The 18683-nt window shown below is 44.5% G+C and carries 21 protein-coding genes and 1 tRNA gene; 7 read left to right on the top strand and 15 right to left on the bottom strand.

Annotation, left to right across the window (positions count from 1 at the left end):
* The 7 genes from O3A65_07110 to O3A65_07080 all read right to left on the bottom strand — a co-directional run.
* Positions 1 to 812, bottom strand: an 812-nt coding sequence (locus O3A65_07110) for a 2-isopropylmalate synthase (protein ID MDA1332234.1), incomplete at its 3' end; no start/stop codon positions are given.
* A 225-nt stretch (positions 813 to 1037) separates the two neighbouring features.
* Positions 1038 to 1820, bottom strand: a complete 783-nt coding sequence (pssA, locus tag O3A65_07105) for a CDP-diacylglycerol--serine O-phosphatidyltransferase (GenBank protein MDA1332233.1) — start codon at positions 1818 to 1820, stop codon at positions 1038 to 1040.
* Positions 1821 to 1826: 6 nt separating this feature from the next.
* Entirely contained in the window at positions 1827 to 2480 is a 654-nt protein-coding gene (locus O3A65_07100; protein ID MDA1332232.1) for a phosphatidylserine decarboxylase, read from the bottom strand.
* Positions 2481 to 2562: 82 nt separating this feature from the next.
* Positions 2563 to 3579 (bottom strand): ketol-acid reductoisomerase, encoded by a 1017-nt coding sequence (gene ilvC, locus O3A65_07095; protein MDA1332231.1) that lies wholly within the window; start codon positions 3577 to 3579, stop codon positions 2563 to 2565.
* Between the two features lie 47 nt (positions 3580 to 3626).
* Complete coding sequence (ilvN, locus tag O3A65_07090; protein MDA1332230.1) at positions 3627 to 4118, bottom strand: acetolactate synthase small subunit; 492 nt, start codon at positions 4116 to 4118, stop codon at positions 3627 to 3629.
* A 40-nt stretch (positions 4119 to 4158) separates the two neighbouring features.
* Positions 4159 to 5883 carry a biosynthetic-type acetolactate synthase large subunit gene (gene ilvB / locus O3A65_07085; protein MDA1332229.1) on the bottom strand — a complete coding sequence of 575 codons (1725 nt, stop codon included), beginning with the start codon at positions 5881 to 5883 and terminating at the stop codon, positions 4159 to 4161.
* Positions 5884 to 5988: 105 nt separating this feature from the next.
* Positions 5989 to 6804 carry an inositol monophosphatase family protein gene (locus O3A65_07080; protein MDA1332228.1) on the bottom strand — a complete coding sequence of 272 codons (816 nt, stop codon included), beginning with the start codon at positions 6802 to 6804 and terminating at the stop codon, positions 5989 to 5991.
* Positions 6805 to 6953: 149 nt separating this feature from the next.
* On the opposite strand from O3A65_07080, the gene O3A65_07075 reads away from it, so the two are divergent.
* The 4 genes from O3A65_07075 to O3A65_07060 are packed head-to-tail and all read left to right on the top strand — an operon-like array spanning position 6954 to position 10174.
* On the top strand, positions 6954 to 7727 hold the full coding sequence (locus tag O3A65_07075) for a 16S rRNA (uracil(1498)-N(3))-methyltransferase (GenBank protein ID MDA1332227.1): 774 nt from the start codon (positions 6954 to 6956) through the stop codon (positions 7725 to 7727).
* A 59-nt stretch (positions 7728 to 7786) separates the two neighbouring features.
* Positions 7787 to 8554 carry a 3-hydroxyacyl-CoA dehydrogenase gene (locus O3A65_07070; GenBank protein MDA1332226.1) on the top strand — a complete coding sequence of 256 codons (768 nt, stop codon included), beginning with the start codon at positions 7787 to 7789 and terminating at the stop codon, positions 8552 to 8554.
* Positions 8555 to 8569: 15 nt separating this feature from the next.
* Positions 8570 to 9886: an amino-acid N-acetyltransferase gene (argA, locus tag O3A65_07065; GenBank protein ID MDA1332225.1), complete on the top strand. Its 1317-nt coding sequence runs from the start codon at positions 8570 to 8572 to the stop codon at positions 9884 to 9886.
* 18 nt (positions 9887 to 9904) lie between these two features.
* Positions 9905 to 10174 carry an oxidative damage protection protein gene (locus tag O3A65_07060; GenBank protein ID MDA1332224.1) on the top strand — a complete coding sequence of 90 codons (270 nt, stop codon included), beginning with the start codon at positions 9905 to 9907 and terminating at the stop codon, positions 10172 to 10174.
* Between the two features lie 38 nt (positions 10175 to 10212).
* Here the strand turns inward: O3A65_07060 and phoU are convergent, their stop codons facing one another.
* Together phoU and rpiA are read right to left on the bottom strand one after the other, a co-directional pair.
* The gene (gene phoU, locus O3A65_07055) at positions 10213 to 10920 is read right to left on the bottom strand and encodes a phosphate signaling complex protein PhoU (protein MDA1332223.1); all 708 of its coding nucleotides are present in this window, start codon (positions 10918 to 10920) and stop codon (positions 10213 to 10215) included.
* Between the two features lie 90 nt (positions 10921 to 11010).
* Positions 11011 to 11667 (bottom strand): ribose-5-phosphate isomerase RpiA, encoded by a 657-nt coding sequence (gene rpiA, locus O3A65_07050; GenBank protein MDA1332222.1) that lies wholly within the window; start codon positions 11665 to 11667, stop codon positions 11011 to 11013.
* A gap of 123 nt (positions 11668 to 11790) precedes the next feature.
* Between rpiA and O3A65_07045 the strand changes: the two genes are divergently transcribed.
* The 3 genes from O3A65_07045 (at position 11791) to O3A65_07035 (ending at position 14863) form a co-directional block, all read left to right on the top strand.
* Complete coding sequence (locus O3A65_07045; protein MDA1332221.1) at positions 11791 to 12696, top strand: complex I NDUFA9 subunit family protein; 906 nt, start codon at positions 11791 to 11793, stop codon at positions 12694 to 12696.
* Between the two features lie 30 nt (positions 12697 to 12726).
* Positions 12727 to 13914, top strand: coding sequence for a multifunctional CCA tRNA nucleotidyl transferase/2'3'-cyclic phosphodiesterase/2'nucleotidase/phosphatase (cca, locus tag O3A65_07040; GenBank protein MDA1332220.1), 1188 nt, complete (start codon positions 12727 to 12729; stop codon positions 13912 to 13914).
* A 325-nt stretch (positions 13915 to 14239) separates the two neighbouring features.
* Positions 14240 to 14863, top strand: a complete 624-nt coding sequence (locus O3A65_07035; GenBank protein MDA1332219.1) for a glutathione S-transferase N-terminal domain-containing protein — start codon at positions 14240 to 14242, stop codon at positions 14861 to 14863.
* A gap of 185 nt (positions 14864 to 15048) precedes the next feature.
* On the opposite strand, the gene sucD is transcribed toward O3A65_07035, so the two are convergent.
* The 6 genes from sucD to O3A65_07005 form a co-directional block, all read right to left on the bottom strand.
* A complete protein-coding gene (gene sucD / locus O3A65_07030; protein MDA1332218.1) occupies positions 15049 to 15930 on the bottom strand; it encodes a succinate--CoA ligase subunit alpha in 882 nt (293 codons plus the stop codon).
* Between the two features lies 1 nt (position 15931).
* Complete coding sequence (gene sucC, locus O3A65_07025; protein ID MDA1332217.1) at positions 15932 to 17101, bottom strand: ADP-forming succinate--CoA ligase subunit beta; 1170 nt, start codon at positions 17099 to 17101, stop codon at positions 15932 to 15934.
* 36 nt (positions 17102 to 17137) lie between these two features.
* Positions 17138 to 17500, bottom strand: a complete 363-nt coding sequence (locus O3A65_07020) for a hypothetical protein (protein MDA1332216.1) — start codon at positions 17498 to 17500, stop codon at positions 17138 to 17140.
* 28 nt (positions 17501 to 17528) lie between these two features.
* Positions 17529 to 17604 (bottom strand) — tRNA-Thr (locus O3A65_07015).
* 22 nt (positions 17605 to 17626) lie between these two features.
* A complete protein-coding gene (locus tag O3A65_07010; protein MDA1332215.1) occupies positions 17627 to 18049 on the bottom strand; it encodes a ClpXP protease specificity-enhancing factor in 423 nt (140 codons plus the stop codon).
* Entirely contained in the window at positions 18046 to 18645 is a 600-nt protein-coding gene (locus O3A65_07005) for a glutathione S-transferase N-terminal domain-containing protein (GenBank protein ID MDA1332214.1), read from the bottom strand. Before O3A65_07005 ends, O3A65_07010 begins: the two co-directional genes overlap by 4 nt.
* Positions 18646 to 18683: the final 38 nt, after the last annotated feature.

Here is an 18683-nt window from a genome sequence, read left to right as displayed (position 1 = left end):
TTAGAGGCAGGAACAATTTGAGTCGCATCAATCCTAGTGTCACATTGGAAAAAATCTTGTCTTGTCCGAACAGCCATCACGATTTCTTCTAAAGACGCATTGCCTGCCCTCTCCCCAAGCCCATTGACTGTGCACTCAATTTGACGCACCCCAGAAGCAATCGACGCTAACGAATTCGCAACAGCCACTCCAAGATCGTTATGACAATGAACGGACCATATAGCCTTATCCGCATTAGGTATGCGGGTGATTAGATTACGCACTAATTCTGCGAACTGATCCGGCATAGTGTAGCCAACGGTATCAGGAATATTGATGGTCCGAGCACCTGCTTTAATAACAGCCTCAAGAATTCTACAAAGATAATCCGGCTCTGACCTTCCTGCATCTTCAGGGGAAAACTCCACGTCTTCACAGAGCGATCGGGCTAAAGTGACCGATTTTACGGCCAGCTCCAAAACTTGATCACCACTCATCCGTAACTTTTTCTCCATATGGATTGGTGAGGTCGCGATAAAAGTGTGGATTCGAGCGCTCTTGGCAGGCTTGACAGCCTCAGCAGCTCGCCTGATGTCATTTTCTGAGGTTCTTGCTAAAGCGCAAACCGTACTGTCTTTTATTGCTGCGGCTACCGCCTTAACTGATTCAAAATCACCATTACTCGCAGCTGGGAAACCTGCTTCTATCACGTCAACACGCATACGCTCAAGCTGTTTGCCAATGCGTAGCTTTTCCTCACGAGTCATTGATGCCCCAGGACTTTGTTCTCCGTCCCGCATGGTTGTATCAAAAATTATCAAATGATCAGTCATAGAAACACACCATTTAGCAACTGCCCTTATCCACTTATTTCAATCTAAAAAATTATCAAAAGCCCGCTTACACTTTACCAAAAAAAACAAAACTGCTAACAGGCGGCATCTAGTAAATCCCCCGAAAGACACTCGAGGCGTATGGCCGGTCCACATCAATATAGAATTATTACATAGCCGTAGCAAGTCGTTCAGCAGACAGAATGGCTTTGATACTGTCCTTAATTACTCTTTCAGATCCCTTTGAGAGCGTCGATGCTTAAAATAAACCACTACCCACAACACAAATCCCGATAGAAAATAAGATAGGAAGATTAAAAACAGTAACTCGGGAAGATTATCTGTTGAATTAATAACTAGGATAACAAAGAACGAAATCAAAACTACAACCGAGAAAGGCACAGCCTTTCGAAGGTTAATTTCCTTTCCGCTATAATATTTTATGTTACTGACCATAGTGAAGCCGAGTATGACAGCCAAGAGCCAGGCGACCCATGGTAGCCCTTGAAAATTATTCGCAGTAGTCGCCCATATAAAACCAGCGACCACTCCTGCCGCAGCCGGGCTAGGTAAACCTTGAAAATACGACTTGTCCCAATTCTCGATATTGGTATTAAACCGAGCTAACCTTAGCGCTGCACATCCGACATATATGAACGCAGCGACCCAGGCAAGCTTCCCGCCAATCGAGCGAAGCTCAGCCTCGTAGAGCACTAGAGCGGGCGCCGCACCAAAAGCAACCATATCTGCCAGAGAGTCAAACTGAGCACCAAAAGCAGATTGCGTTTTAGTGAGGCGCGCAATCCGACCATCTAACCCATCAAAAATCATCGCCGCAAAAATACCAATTGCCGCCAATCCAAACTCGTGATTCATTCCTTGCACAATGGCATAAAAACCTGAGAATAAACCACAAATAGTAATGGCATTTGGTAGCCAAAAAAATCTTTGCCTGCGAGTAAGTAATCGATCCTCGGCACTCAATACCGTTTTATCTTCACTGTCCAACTGGCTTCACTCCTGCATTGGCAGCTCGGAAACGATCGTCTCTCCACCCACGACCTTATCCCCTAGACTTACCAGAACTTTAGTCGATTTAGGCAAATAAAGATCAACTCGCGAACCAAAGCGGATAAAGCCAAAACGCTCACCCTTGATCACTTCCATTCCCTCATTGACGTAACAAAAAATTCGTCTGGCAATCAAACCTGCGATCTGCACACACGTCACTTGATGACCTTCTTTTGAAACGAGTAGAAGAGCGTTACGCTCATTACTCTCGGATGCCTTATCGAGATCTGCATTAAAAAATCGACCGGGATAATAATGCTTTGCCTCAACCAATCCTGATACAGGCATACGATTAGAATGAACATTAAATACATTCATAAAAATACTAATCTTCAAACATTCTCTATTGGCGTAAGGATCAAAAGCCTCATCTACAAAAATAACGCGTCCATCTGCAGGCGCGCAAACAAACCGATCACCCTCAGGAGTAACGCGAGTCGGATCTCGAAAAAACTGTAAGATCAAGATAAAAATTAGCCATAGCGGAATGGCCAAATAAACACTGTAAACAATACTTAATCCGGCCAGCACTCCCGCAAGGAGCAAAAAAGACCATCCCTCTCTCGCTATTATAGGATGTTGATATTCGCGGTTCACTTAAGTCTCAAAAACCCGTTGCCCAATCGATTCTGAGAATACGCTTGAACCCAACCTCTACACAAAAGTACCTCATATCAACCTAATTCTTGGACTTATCAACCAATCTATTTGCTTTGATCCAAGGCATCATGGCACGAAGCTTACTCCCCACCTCTTCAATTTGATGTTCTTCAGCAATGCGCCTGATTGAAGTAAGTTTTGTGTTTCGCGTTTTATTCTCGAGCAAAAATTCTTGGGCATATACGCCGGTTTGAATCTCTTTTAGGATTCTTCGCATTTCGTTTTTGCTCTCTTCATTAATAATTCTTGGGCCCCGCGTGATATCACCGTACTCCGCATTATTTGAGATCGAGTATCGCATATTGGCGATACCACCCTCATAAATTAAATCAACAATCAACTTCAATTCATGTAAACACTCAAAATAAGCCATCTCTGGCGCATAACCAGCTTCAACTAACACCTCAAATCCAGCTTGAATTAGTGCGGTGGTGCCGCCACATAAAACAACTTGCTCGCCAAAGAGGTCTGTCTCTGTTTCTTCCCTAAAATTGGTTTCAATAATTCCAGCCTTACCTCCACCAATAGCTGCGGCATAGGACAAAGATACGTCTTTTGCTAGTCCAGATGTGTCTTGGTGAATAGCAATTAAGCAAGGAACACCACCCCCCTGTACGTAAGTAGACCGCACTGTGTGTCCCGGCGCTTTTGGCGCAACCATGATGATGTCAATATCTTTAGCTGGGTTGACCTGCCCAAAATGTATATTAAATCCGTGAGCGAAACCTACCGCAGCTCCCTTTTTGATATTAGACTTCACGTCGTTCTCAAAAACTTCAGCGATATTCTCATCAGGCAAAAGCAACATCACCACATCAGCCCCTTTTACTGCAGCGCCCATTTCCTTCACCACAAAACCTGCCTTTTTAGCTTTGGTCCAAGATGCTCCGCCTTTTCGCAAACCCACCGTGACAGCAACACCTGAATCTTTAAGATTGAGTGCGTGTGCATGCCCCTGGGACCCATATCCAAGGATAGTCACTTTTTTGCCCTTAATGAGCCGTATATTTGCGTCTTTATCGTAAAAAACTTTCATAGTTACCTCGCAACAAATGTATTACGTTATTGTTAAGTCAATTTTTTTTAGACCTTTAGGATGCGATCACCCCGCCCTATTCCTGATGCTCCCGTCCTAACCGTTTCAAGAATGGCTTCTCGATCCAATGCATCAAAGAAAGCATCCAATTTCGCTCCGGTCCCAGTCAGCTCAATCGTATACGTTTTATCCGTAACATCTAAAATACGCCCTCTAAATATGTCGGAAATACGCTTCATCTCCTCTCGATCCTTCGCCACAGCTCGCACTTTTACGAGCATTAACTCTCGCTCAATATGACTGCCCTCCGTGAGGTCAATGACCTTCACCACATCCACAAGTTTGTTTAACTGTTTCGTAATTTGCTCAAGCACTTCGTCCGACCCTATAGTAACGATCGTCATCCGCGATAACGATGGATCTTCTGTAGGAGCTACCGTCAAAGATTCAATATTGTATCCCCGCGCCGAAAAGAGGCCCGCAACTCGCGAAAGAGCGCCCGACTCATTCTCTAAAAGCAATGAAAGAATATGCCTCATGGTAATTGCCTTAATTAGATAAAAAGTTTATTCAGGGATATCATTCAAGAATCATTTCCGATAGCCCTTTTCCACCAGGGATCATCGGAAAAACATTTTCAGCCTGATCGGTAATGAAATCCATAAAGACTAACCGATCTTTAAGCGCTAACGCCTCCTTGAGTGCACCCTCTACATCTGATGGCTTTTCAATACGCATACCGACGTGACCATAAGCCTCGGCTAATTTAACGAAGTCTGGAAGTGCATCCACATACGATTCGGAATAACGATTCCCATGAAAAAATTCCTGCCACTGCCGGACCATACCCAAGTAGCGATTATTTAAGGTGATGATTTTAATCGGCAAACTGTATTGCTTCGCTGTGGAGAGTTCCTGTATACACATCTGTATGCTCGCCTCACCCGTGATACACGCAACAGTTGCATCCGGATAAGCAAATTGAACACCCATAGCGTAAGGTAGACCAACCCCCATGGTGCCAAGGCCTCCGGAGTTGATCCATCTTCTTGGCCGATCAAATTTAAAATATTGCGCGGCCCACATCTGATGTTGCCCTACATCAGACGTGACAAATACGTCCTCATGTTTAGTGAGCTCATAAAATGTTTGCACGACTGCCTGAGGTTTAATGACCTCATCTGATAAGGTAAATTTCGAACAGTCTTTTTCTCGCCATTCTGAAATTTGCTGCCACCATGCCTGTATATCAGGCTTACCCGATTTTGCTGAAAGCTCATCAATGTACTGGAGCATCACCTTCAAAATTTCTTTTACATCACCAACAATTGGAACGTCAACCTTCACACGCTTTGATATTGATGAGGGATCCACATCGACGTGAATAATGTTACGATCAACACTCATAAAATGAGCAGGATTTCCAATAACTCGATCGTCAAACCGTGCACCAATGGCTAACAACACATCACAATCTTGCATCGCCATATTGGCCTCATAAGTGCCATGCATGCCCAACATACCTAAGAATAACGGATCTGTTGCGGGGAACCCACCGAGGCCCATCAACGTATTCGTACACGGATAACCTAGGGCGCGGACCAACTGAGCAAGCAGCCCAGATGCGTTACCCATAATGATCCCGCCACCCGTATAAATCATCGGGCGCCTGGCCGATACCAACAATTCAACGGCTTTTCTTATTTGCCCAGAATGACCTCGAGTTACTAAGTTATAGGATCGCAAAGAAACAGTATCAGGATAAAAATAATTAGTTTTATCCTGCGTTATATCTTTAGGAATATCTACAACAACTGGGCCTGGTCGGCCCGTCGCCGCCAAATAAAATGCTTTTTTTATAGCCGGGGCAATATCCGCCGCACGCCTAACCAAGATATTATGTTTGACACAGGGTCGGGTAATCCCAACGGTATCAACCTCCTGAAAAGCATCTTCACCAATGGCTTTAGTTGGCACCTGACCTGTAAGCACTACTATAGGGACAGAATCCATATAGGCCGTAGCAATACCAGTGATCGCATTGGTAACCCCTGGACCAGAAGTCACCAGGGCGACCCCCACTTTACCAGTGGCCCGCGCAAACGCGTCCGCGGCGTGCACGGCAGCTTGTTCGTGACGCACTAAAATATGCTTAACTTTATCTTGTTTGAATAACTCGTCATAAATGGGTAGCACTGCTCCACCAGGATACCCAAACAAGAATTCAACTTTTTCCTCCGCCAAACAGCGCGAAACAATTTCAGCCCCCGATAACTCGGCGACTTGCCCCCCAATCATTTCCATGAATGCACCCAGCGATTACGCTTTTAAAAATAAAGCCTTCTACGATACCCATTTCCCGGTTTGCCGTCAACAAACAAAGACTTACATCACTCAGAAGGGGCTCTACTACAACGAAATATGCAACCAATTCGACCAATCCTCAAAAATAGTAGGGTCGCGCGCGGCAATAACCGGTCGCGACAGTAGATCACTGGCCCAAAAGAACTCTTTCGTACTCACAAAAGATGACATCACACCCCCCGCTTCAGAAAGAATCAAGGCGCCAGCCGCATAATCCCAAACCTTCTGGTTGCCGTGCACGTAAACATCGAATAGGCCTGATGCGACATAACACCATTCAAGACTAGCCGCACCAAAATTTCTCTGAGACGCATATGGCGGCGAGGAAACTAAGCGCATCCTCAGAGCTTCCGGCAATCTTTTAAAGTCAACACTAGCAACACAATCTTTTAGCGTTGCATGCTGAGAAGTATTGTCCGATAAATTTTGATCTCCAAGGTACGCACCACCCGCTTCTTCCGCAGTAAAAATTTCTCCACTGATTGGATTAAGAACTAACCCCAGGGTAGGTTTTCCAGACAAAAAATATGCAATCGACACCGCAAAGTATGGAATGCCATTAACAAAATTAGTAGTCCCATCAATCGGGTCCACACACCATATTCCGGAATCGCGCAACCCCCAGATTTGAGATTGCTTATCTGCGGGCATTTCCTCGCCCAGCACCGGCACATTCAATATTTTCGGCAAGCTATCCTCTAGAGCAGACTGTACTGCAGCGTCTATAGGGGATATCGGACTTCCATCACTTTTACGAACGTGGGTAGATCGTTTAAAATTAGGGATAATCTCTTTTTCAGAGATCCGTTTAACCAGATCAGTCAGCTGATCTAGGACTGCAGTAGCGCTAAATTTTGACATGTCAAACGAAACCTAAGGGCAAACTTAACTCGTCTTGATATTTCCATGAGTGTTGGGACGCTATTAAAGACCTTAGTGACTCTACCCTCATCACTCAAAGCCTGCATTTCGCGTACGATCATAGAATCATCTTACCCTTGAATCTTGTCATGAGTTTAAACCACAATACGAAACAGCCAAAATCTGGCGCTAGATTTTATTTTCCCAGAAAAATTAATGAAGACGAGATCCTACTGGAGCTCCCTAAAGACATAGAAAATCATGCCAAATCATCATTGAGATTGAAAGAAGGCGCGCTCTTTTATTTATTTGATGGGAGTGGTGGTGAATATTTAGCAAAATTAGTCATCGCCTCCAATGACCGCCGTATGGCTGAGATTCTTAACTTCTCAGATGTGAACCCAGAGCCGAAGCTAAAAATCTCTTTGGTCCAATCTGTCATGTCAAACGACAAGATGAATTGGCTGATTCAAAAGGCAACAGAACTGGGCGTCCAAGAAATTAATGTTTTCAAGGCTGAGAGAAGCTCACTCAAAATTTATGCCCAACAGTTAGAGAAGAAAAAGTTGCATTGGCATAAAGTGGCTATTGCAGCGTGCGAGCAGAGTGGTCGCACGAAGGTACCCTCGGTTAGAACCTTTTTATCTCTAGCTGATTATCTCGAAACCACATGCAGCACGACTATCAAAGAAACAAAGATTATTCTCTCGCCTAGTGGCTCGAACACCCTTAAAAATATCCCTCGTGATCAAGAAAAACTCACCATTACGATTGGCCCCGAAGGGGGGTTCGCTGCTCAAGAGCTCGCGATGGCCAAATCCAATAATTTTTTAGAACTGAAATTAGGCCCTAGAATACTGCGAGCTGAGACCGCCGGCATCAGCCTAGTAGCAATCTCACAAGCACTATTTGGGGACTTCTAAACTCAGAAAAGTTATACTTTGTCGCTTGTTTTTGATCAAGATAAACAGAGGGCACAGATATGAACATTAAAGATAACACAATCATTGTTACTGGCGGCGCCTCTGGGTTAGGCGCAGCAACTGCTGAAATGGTAGTGGCCCAGGGTGGCCGCGTAGTTATTGCTGACATGAACCTCGAGGCTGGGAAAGCCCTAGAGACAAAGCTCGGAGCCGCTGCGAGCTTTATAGAATGCGATGTCACAAAAGAAGAGCACGCGGAAGCAACTATCGCATTAGCACAGTCTAAATTTGGTGGGCTACAGGGACTCATTAACTGCGCAGGAATCGCTATAGGGGAAAAAACTGTAGGTAAAAATGGACCGCACAGACTTCAAACATTTGCACGAGTTATCAACATCAATTTAATAGGCTCATTCAATATGCTCAGAATCGCCGCTGATGTCATGTCAAAGCAAGAGCCTAACTCAGATGGCGAACGAGGTGTTATCATCAACACAGCTTCGGTCGCAGCGTTTGATGGACAAATTGGTCAAGCAGCTTATGCAGCATCAAAAGGGGGGATTGTTGGCATGACATTACCTATAGCAAGAGACCTTTCGCGAAGCGGCATACGAATCATAACAATTGCACCTGGCATTTTCGAAACAGCAATGCTCATGGGCATGCCTAAAGACGTTCAAGACTCACTTGGACAACAAGTACCCTTCCCATCGAGACTTGGCCGACCGTACGAGTATGCACAACTTGTTCAGAGTATTTTTAGTAACGTCATGCTCAATGGCGAGACGATCAGGCTTGATGGCGCCATTAGACTGACCCCTAAATAATTTATCGAACTGCCAATGAGCACCCCAACAGAATTCGTGATGTGGTTTCGGTCGGCCGCACCGTACATCCGCATGTTTAGTGGCCAGACATTTGTCATTGCTTTTGATGGAGACGTTATTGAAGAAGGAAACTTTACTGATTTAACGCACGACATCAATTTATTAGTAAGTGTCGGGGTTAAAATTGTCCTGATTCATGGCGCGAGACCTCAAATAGAACGAGCAATAAAAGCCAAAAAAATTAAACCTGTGTTGTCAAGCGGGCGTATTAGAGTGACCGATGAACAAACCTTAGCGTGTGTCAAAGAAGCAAACGGCCGACTTAGATTAGAGATTGAGGCGCTACTCTCTATGGGTCTTCCCAACACCCCTCTTGCAGGAAGTCCCATACGAGTCACCTCTGGTAATTTTGTCATTGCACAACCCAAAGGGGTCATCAGCGGGGTCGACCACCTCTTCTCTGGAGATGTGAGGAAAGTGAGGCACGAGGCCATTAAAAAGAGACTGGATGACGGTGAATTAGTCCTGATTTCTCCACTCGGTTACTCCGCAACCGGAGAAATTTTTAATCTCACTCATGAAGATGTCGCTACTGAAGTTGCAATTGCCATAAGCGCCAACAAGCTAATTTACCTTAGTGACCAAGCGGGGTTAAGCGACAAAAAAGGTAATCTTCTCAAAGAGCTCACTACCTCGGCACTCAAATCACATACAAAAAATAAAACAAAAAACTCCCTGCAAGATCGCATAAGAGCAAGTTTAATTAAAGCCTCTGAAGGCGGTGTTGATCGACTTCACGTGATTGACCGCAAAGTCAATGGCGGCATATTGATAGAGTTATTCACCCATGAAGGCATCGGCACAATGATTAGCCGAGACCCCTTAGAAACGATTCGCAGTGCGACACTCGACGATATTGGTGGCATACTGAGCTTAATCGAACCATTGGAAAATGAAGGTGTTTTAATAAAGAGGGCTCGAGAAAATTTAGAAAGAGAAATCCAAAATTTTACGATTGTAGAGCATGATGGTCTGATTGTGGGTTGCGTTGCGCTGAATCCATTCAGCAAAGAAAAAATTGGTGAGTTAGCATGCTTGGCTGTTCACTCGAGCTTTCGACATGCCGGGGTCGGAGAAAGACTTTTAAGAAAAATCGAAGCAAATTGCTCCAAACAAAAGCTTAGCCACGTTTTCGTCCTTACGACAGCATCGTCTCATTGGTTCTTGGAGAACGGCTTCAGAAAAAAAACCTTAACAGATCTACCCGGAGCTAAAGCAAAACTTTACAACTATCAGAGAAGCTCAAAAATATATATGAAAGAAATCAAATAATGGCTATCAAACTAAAAAATGACTAAAACTGTGACGTGCATCAAATTAGGCCCTGATCAAGAAGCGATGAATTTCCCCCCTTTTCCTGGAGAATTGGGAGAGCGCATTTTCAAAAATGTCTCTAAAAAATATTGGGCAACCTGGCTGGAGCAACAAAAAATGCTTGTCAATGAAAATCGACTCAACCTGTCAGACCCTGAAGCGAGAAAATATTTAAAAGAGCAAACGGAGAAATACTTCTTCGGGGATGGCGCAGATAGCGCAGAGGGTTTTGTGCCCGTTGACTGAGTAAGCATTGTTATAACTATTGGTGATCTGAGCTATATCTAGCTCTTTGCTTGACGCTCGACCTCTTCTCTAGGAGAGTGTCTGACATCCTTGCCTTTAACGATATAAATGACGTATTCAGCAATATTCTTTGCGTGGTCTCCAATACGCTCAATCGCTTTAGCGATGAATAGCATTTCTATAGACATAGATATTGTTCTCGGATCTTCCATCATCATGGTGATTAGTTGACGCAGTATGGCCTTGAATTCTTCATCAACATCGTCATCTCTAGCAATCACTTCAGCTGTGAGCGAGGCATCAAGTCTGGCAAAAGCATCCAGGGCGTTTCTCAGCATGGCCAAGCTGATGTCTGACATATGTCGTATCTCATTCGTTCGAGGCATACGGATGCGTTCATTCGTATATATGAGTTTTGTCATACGTGCGATCTTGTGTGCCTCATCACCGATTCGCTCTAAATCAGTGATTGTTTTTTCAAAGGCCATCAGCAACCGAAGATCGCCAGCTGCCGGCTGACGCAGGGCAATGACGCGACTTATTTTCTCGTCAATATCAACTTCCATCGCATTGACTTTATGGTCACCTTCCTCAATCTGCTCGCATAAGGCTAAATCACCGGTCGTTAACGCGTTTAATGCTTGAGCAATCTGCTCCTCAACCAAACCGCCCATCTTCAAGATCTGAGCACGCAAACCCTCGAGTTCGGCATCAAACTTCTTCAATGTGTGTTGCTCAATATTCATAAATTAACGCTTCTTCAATGTCGTAGGATATTATAAATCTTTTATAATGCGGGATGAATATTACGAATCCGTTACAAGACCTCAATAAATTCAGCTCTTTGAGACGCGAACACCGTCTCCTGTCCCTACAACCATTATATCTGCAGGTCTATTCGCAAAGATACCATTCGTAACGACGCCAACTATATTATTGAGCTGCCGCTCCAGTTCTACAGCATTTTTAATACTCAGTCCATGAATGTCCAGTATCAAATTACCGTTATCCGTCAAAAAATCTTTCCTTAATTCTGGCGTCCCTCCCAAGCCCCTTATCGCTCTCGCGACCTGCGCACTGGCCATCGGAATTACCTCGACAGGTAACGGAAAAGTCCCCAAAACATCGACAACCTTATTCTTATCAACTATACAAATAAATTTCTGAGCTACAGCCGCAACAATCTTTTCTCTAGTGAGCGCACCACCACCACCTTTAATCATTTCAAACTTATGATTTATTTCGTCTGCCCCATCAACATAAACACCAAAGGCACCTACCTCATTAAGATCTAAAACACGAATCCCACAATCACGCAGGCGAGAAGCGGTTGCCTCAGAGCTGGCCACCGCTCCAGTAGCCCCACCCCAAACGGACAATTCTTCGATAAAGTAATTTGCAGTAGAGCCGGTACCGACCCCAACAATATCGCCTCTAGATAAATGGTTTACCGCCTCTCGTGCTGCCGCACGCTTCATATCATCTTGCGTCATCATTCAACCTAAAACTTTAATGTTTAAAATTACAGCTAAAGAATTTTTAATGTGACTATATTCTTATTACTTAATTGTTTGAAGATAGAATATCATCAAGAAAACATATAAGTGGGAAATTTAATGAATAAATACAACCAGACTACAGTATTGATTTTAGGTGGCGCCGGATTTATCGGCGGCTACCTGGCTCACGCCCTCTCAAGAGCCGGTTATCAAGTTCGAATACCCACTAGAAACAGGGAGCGCACAAAAGGTGGTTTGATCATCCTTCAAAACGTAGAGCTACTTCAAACTGACATTTCCAAACTTGACAGTCTTGATCAATTATTTGTAGGCGTTGACATCGTCATTAATTGTGTGGGCATTCTCCATGAAACTCGGAAGGGTGACTTTACAAAGTTTCATGCAAGATTTGTGGAAAAAATTGTTTCCAGTTGTAATAACAAAAAAATTAGTAAACTCATTCACCTATCAGCACTTAAAGCCCTAGTCTCAGCGCCAAGTGCCTATCTGAGATCAAAAGCTGAAGGAGAAAAAATTATTTCGGAGACATTACAAAAGTCAATTGTTTCGTACATACTTCGTCCATCGGTCGTTTTTGGCGATGGAGACTCTTTTTTATCAATGTTCGCCAAGCTTGCCAATTGGTTGCCCCTCATACCACTAGCCAAACCTACAGCAAAGTTCCAACCCATATTCGTTGGTGATGTCACTCAAGCTGTAATGAATTGCATCAACGGAGACGAAAAAAGATTGCTACTAGAGCTCTGTGGGCCACGACAGTATGAACTAATCGAACTGGTTCGCTACGCCACCGCATTTGGCCGATTCTCTCCAAGGATAATCCCACTTCCGGACTGGGCGGCCCAACTGCAAGTAAGAATATTAGAGCTGCTTCAACTTAACCTGATCACTCGAGATAACTTGGCATCCATGTCCATCGATAATACGTGTGACACAGCAGTAATCACCGCTTACAAAACAATTGAAAGCATTGCACCAAGCTACCTTTCTCAATTAACTTAAAGAACTCGCCATTCGAGCACTGTAATCTCTATGAATAAACCATCTTATTATCTAGTTGGCGGAGCAGTCAGGGATGATTTACTGGGTCTGCCGGTCACTGATCGAGACTTTGTGGTAGTGGGCTCGAGTGTCGAAGAAATGATCGCACAAGGTTTCATTCCGGTAGGTCGAGACTTTCCAGTGTTTCTACATCCTCGCACGAAAGAGGAATATGCTCTTGCACGCACTGAGCGCAAAGCGGGCCACGGTCATCAAGGTTTTACCTTTCGTGCGGAGCCCTCAGTAACCTTAGAGCAAGATCTAGAGAGAAGAGATCTAACGATTAATGCGATCGCCAAATCCACTGAAGGCGCATTGATCGATCCATTTGACGGAGTTTCCGACCTAAAAAAAAGAGTACTCAGGCATGTCAGCGGCGCCTTTGTTGAGGATCCACTGCGCGTACTTCGAGTATGCCGATTTACGTCTAAACTTGATTTCGACATTCACCCGGAGACATACAGCCTCATGGTTAATATCGTTAATTCGGGTGAGCTGGAGCACTTGAGTCCTGAACGAATTTGGAACGAGATCACAAAGGGGCTCATGGGAACAGCTCCAGCTCGAATGATCGATAACTTGATAAACTGCGGGGCTTTAAATGCAATTAGCAATACATTCTCACACGGTACGCTTAAACCTGGAAATCGAGAACTCATTTTCAAAGCTCTTGACCTTGCCGCAGCCAATCAATCGTCCATTGAAATTAGGGTAGCAATTTTTTCGTTATTGACCGAACAGGACCTCACCGCGATTATCAGGAACAAAAGCCCCGACGTGGTCGCCCGTAATATCGAATATGCGAAAGCATTATTGACCCGACTCAGAGCCTCTAAGTCTCAATATCAAACTTCCGTGCTTCTTTTAAGCCATCTTGGCTCAATCTCTCACGCATCTGAGCTATCAAATGAACATATGCTGGATCTTGTGATGCACCTTGACGGTTTAAGAAACCCAGAACGCTTTAAAAATGTCTTGGCCGCCGCGAAAATTATCGGCCACATCCTTGCGGAAGAAACGTATCCACAACATTTAGCAAGTCTTACGCATGCATTAGACATATTAAAATCACTCAAATATGATGACTTACCGAATAGAGAAAATGTCGGCACCATCAATCAACGCATAAGAAATACGCGCGTTACCGCTTTGAAACACGGACTTCCTAAACAAAAATAATGTTGAATGAAACCCATTAAGGCATCAACGAATACTCCAATATAAGCAGGTCGCAATAAAACTAAATAAAACCGTCGAGCCAAACGGCAAATATAACTTTCGCCCAAAGACATGCATCGTGATATCACCGGGCATCGTCTCTCGACCAAACAACTTTCCCAGTAATTTGCGAAAAATAGGTTTAGTGTATGCGGCTAAACCTAAAATAAGAGTTATCGTCAGTATCCACTTAACCAAGGACTTAAGTAACCTCTTCGTTTAAACTGTTTGTAAATAACCTACATGATGACCACCATCATACAACTACTTAACATGGGGGATTACATTGATAGATTTATACACATGGGGAACGCCGAACGGCAGAAAAGTCTCGATCATGCTGGAGGAGCTAGCCACAGACTACCGAACAATCAGTATCAATATTGGTAAAGACGAACAATTCTCTACTGAGTTCCTGGCGATCAGCCCCAACAATAAAATTCCAGCGATTGTCGATCACGACACAGATAGTGGATCACCTCTAGCACTCTTTGAATCGGGTGCCATTTTGATTTATCTAGCAGAAAAATTTCAGCGATTTCTGCCAGCCTCAGGCCCTAATCGGTACACCGCCATTCAATGGCTCATGTTCCAAATGGGCGGACCTGGACCAATATTTGGACAAGTCCATCATTTTCTTCGAGCCGCGCCAGAACCAATTCCCTATGCTATTGATCGTTATCAAAAAGAGACTGCCCGGCTGTATGGTGTGCTTGATGATCACTTGTCTAAAAATGAATTTATGTCCGAAGACTACTCAATAGCCGATATCGCTACATTTCCTTGGGTGGCTCGACACGAATGGCATAAAATCGAACTGGCCAATTATCCTAGCGTTTCTATCTGGTACGACACGATCGGAAATAGAGAGGCAGTCAAAAAAGGAATGGCAGTTCCTTTTCTGAACTAAATCGAGCGGAGACAATGACTGTGAACTTGTGTGAGCGGTGCAGGACTGAGTTTAATTGTGGGATACGCGACACTCAACCGTGCTGGTGCGCTACCGATTTCCCGAATATCTTATCTGGGGATCGTGGTTACTCCTGTTTGTGCCCGAGCTGCATTGCCGAGGCCATCTATTCAAAAAAAATTACGTCAGAGAACTGACTGTAGCAGCGATCCCATTTTAGATGGGTCTCGAGTGATCGAAATGCCACTGGCATCCATGATTTCAAGCTTTCCTTCGGCAGTTCCCTGACCGCCTGAAATGATAGCTCCTGCATGTCCCATTCTTTTTCCAGGAGGCGCAGTAACTCCAGCTATGAATCCCACAACTGGCTTTGACATGTGCTCCTTAACCCAAACGGCTGCAGTTTCTTCATCGGTACCACCAATTTCACCGATCATCACAACGGCATCAGTTCCTGGATCTTCATTAAATAGTTTTAATACGTCAATGTGTTTGAGGCCATTAACAGGATCGCCACCAATACCGACAGCCGTGCTTTGCCCGAGACCCAACTCAGTTAATTGAGCAACAGCTTCATACGTCAACGTCCCAGATCGAGAAACCACACCGATACGGCCTTTTCTATGAATATGTCCCGGCATGATCCCAATTTTTAATTCATCAGGCGTGATCACACCTGGGCAATTTGGCCCAAGCAATAACGTACGACTATTCATGCTACGCATGCTATGCCGGAGCTCAATCATGTCTTTAACCGGAATTCCCTCAGTAATACAAATCACCAAATCAAGTTCCGCCTCTACTGCTTCCAGTATCGCAGCAGCGGCCCCGGCTGGGGGCACATAAACCACAGATACCGTTGCCCCGGTTTGCTGTTTCGCCTCAACCACCGTTCCATAAATCGGGATCCCCTCAAAATCTTGCCCAGCTTTTTTCGGATTCACGCCAGCAACGTAACAAGATTGACCGTTTGCGTAATCCCGACTGATTTGAGTATGAAACTGACCGGTCTTTCCCGTAATTCCTTGGGTAATAACTCGCGTATTTTTATTTATTAAGATCGACATCTTATTGACCACCTTGCGCTGCTTCGACGGCCCGCTGAGCCGCATCAGCTATATTGTCAGATGAAATAATTGGCAGCCCAGACTCTCTTAAAATCTGTTTACCCAAATCTTCGTTAGTTCCCTTCATGCGAACCACCAATGGAACAGTGAGATCAACCTGTTTTGCCGCCTCGACAACACCAGTCGCAATAACATCACAGCGCATAATGCCACCAAAAATATTTACCAAAATGGCTTTTAGCTTTGGGTTAGACAACATAATTTTGAACGCCTCGGTAACTTTCTCAGTGGTGGCGCCACCACCCACATCTAAAAAGTTCGCTGGCTCACCACCAAACAATTTAATGGCATCCATAGTTGCCATAGCTAAGCCTGCACCATTAACGAGGCAGCCGATGTCTCCATCTAGAGAGATATAAGACAGATCAAATTTTGAGGCCTCAATTTCGGCAGGATCCTCCTCATCCAAATCACGCATATCGAGGATCTTAGGCTGCCTGAATAATGCGTTAGCATCGAAATTCATTTTCGCATCAAGCGCCAATACGTCGCCATCGGCTGTGAGAACCATGGGGTTGATTTCCGCTAACGAGGCATCGGTATCAACAAATGCTTGATATAACCCCTCAAATAGGTCAGCCCCTTTTTCTAGAACCTCTCGAGGTACTCCAATTTGTTCACTCAATTTAAGCGCCGCAACTCGATCAAGCCCTTGCTTAGGATCAATGAAAACTTTATAGATTTTTCCAGGTGTAGAAGCCGCCACCTCCTCAATGTCCACACCTCCCTCTGAGGAGGCCATAAGACATATGGTTTGAGTCGAGCGATCAACAACCATGCCTACATATACCTCTTTTTCAATCTGCGCGCCCTCTTCAACCATGAGGCGTTTGACTAACTGTCCACCTGAGCCCGTTTGATGTGTCACCAAGTGCATCCCAAGGATGCTTGAAGCGACCGACCTCACTTCGTCAAAGGATTTAACAAGCTTGACGCCACCACCCTTACCGCGTCCTCCAGCGTGAATTTGTGCTTTTACGACCCAGACATTTCCACCCAATTTTCGAGCAGCCGCTTCTGCCTCCTCTACTGAAAAACATGGGACTCCCTTTGGGGTTTTAACCCCGTAGGCACGCAAAATTTCTTTCGCTTGATATTCGTGGATCTTCATGCGAGTTTTAACCCGATTTTCATATTGATTGTAGGACTAACGACGTTCTTTACTATGAATTTCCTTGAGCCTCTTTGCTTCCTCTGCCCAAATTTTTTGTAGCTTTTCATATTCCTTCTCAAGACTGAGAACTTGCACCTCAGCCTCATCAAGCTCTGCTTGAGCAGCTTTCAACTTTGCGGTGAGATCAGCCACCGTAGCACGTCTCGTTTGAGATTTCTCAATGGCGGCATCGTATGGCCTTTTCATCTCTTCCATCGCCTTACGCGCATGCACAGTACGGATTTGCGCGTCCTCGAAGGTCACCTCAGCAGCAACTACTTCTAAAGTTGCCAGCCCGCAGAGAAAAAAGCCTAGCAACCACCCCAATCGGTTTTTCGTATTGCTTACAATGAGCATTACAACCTCCCGGTAATATTCAAAATTATGGTGCCGACACACGGATTCGAACCGCGGACCTGATGATTACAAATCAACTGCTCTACCAACTGAGCTATGCCGGCTGAAGTATTGATTATAAATGCTTCAATCACTAATTGGCTTCTTAACGATCCTTAACCTTTTCTTCGATGAAATACGAACTAGATCCACCAGTTCATTTTCTACAATATTTGGGCTCTGCTGCTCTGAAGTATCTTGTAAATCAAATGCAAGCCCCTGCCCAGATTCTCGAGAGAAAATCCTCTTCACATCTTTAATTGAGACGTAAATTTCCCTAGGGATCGCATTAAAGCGAGCCGAAAAAGTGATTGCTTCATTTTCAATTCGCAGATCTCTTGTTGCGCCTGCACCAATGTTCAAAACGATTTCGCCATCCTGAGCGTGTTCCATAGGAACATTAGATGCTTCTGACACCCGAACCGAAAGATAGGGCGTTTGCGATGTATCACAACACCAATCATAAATAGCCCGAATAAGATAGGGCCAAGTTGAGGGAAGCGCCTTCACTTACGCATCACCTTTTCTGAGGGCGTTAATGCCTCAACAAAAGCAGAACGGCTAAATAATCGCTCCGCATACTTCATGATGGGAGCCGCTTGTTTGGGAAGATGGATACCATAAAGATCCAGTCGCCAAAGGAGTGGCGAGATAGCCACATCAAGCATAGAAAAATCGTCACCTAGCATATATTTCTGACGCAAAAAAACCGGAGCAATTTGAATCAAACCATCTCGAACCTGGCTCCTAGCCTGCTCAGCCTGACGTACCGTTCCGGATTCCATGGCTGGAATATACGAAAAAAGATCATCCTCAAAATGAAACAGAAACAATCTAGCTCTTGCTTTAAGCGCAGGATCAGCCGGCATCAATTGCGGATGCGGAAATCGGTCATCAATATACTCGTTAATGATATTTGATTCATAAAGTACAAAATCTCTATCTACTAAAACCGGTGTTTGATTGTAAGGATTCATCACAGCTAAATCCTCCGGTTTATCAAATAAATCCACATCTACAATCTGAAAATCCATACCTTTTTCTATTAAAACAATCCTACATCTTTGGCTAAAAGGGCATGTCGTGCCCGAGTAGAGCGTCATCATTTTTGTTGTCCCCCGTTTTTAATTAACGCCTTTTTCTT

This window comes from Pseudomonadota bacterium (assembly GCA_027624715.1).
Classification (GTDB): Bacteria; Pseudomonadota; Gammaproteobacteria; order Burkholderiales; family Eutrophovitaceae; genus Eutrophovita.
This window is presented reverse-complemented; position numbering and strand designations above follow the sequence as displayed.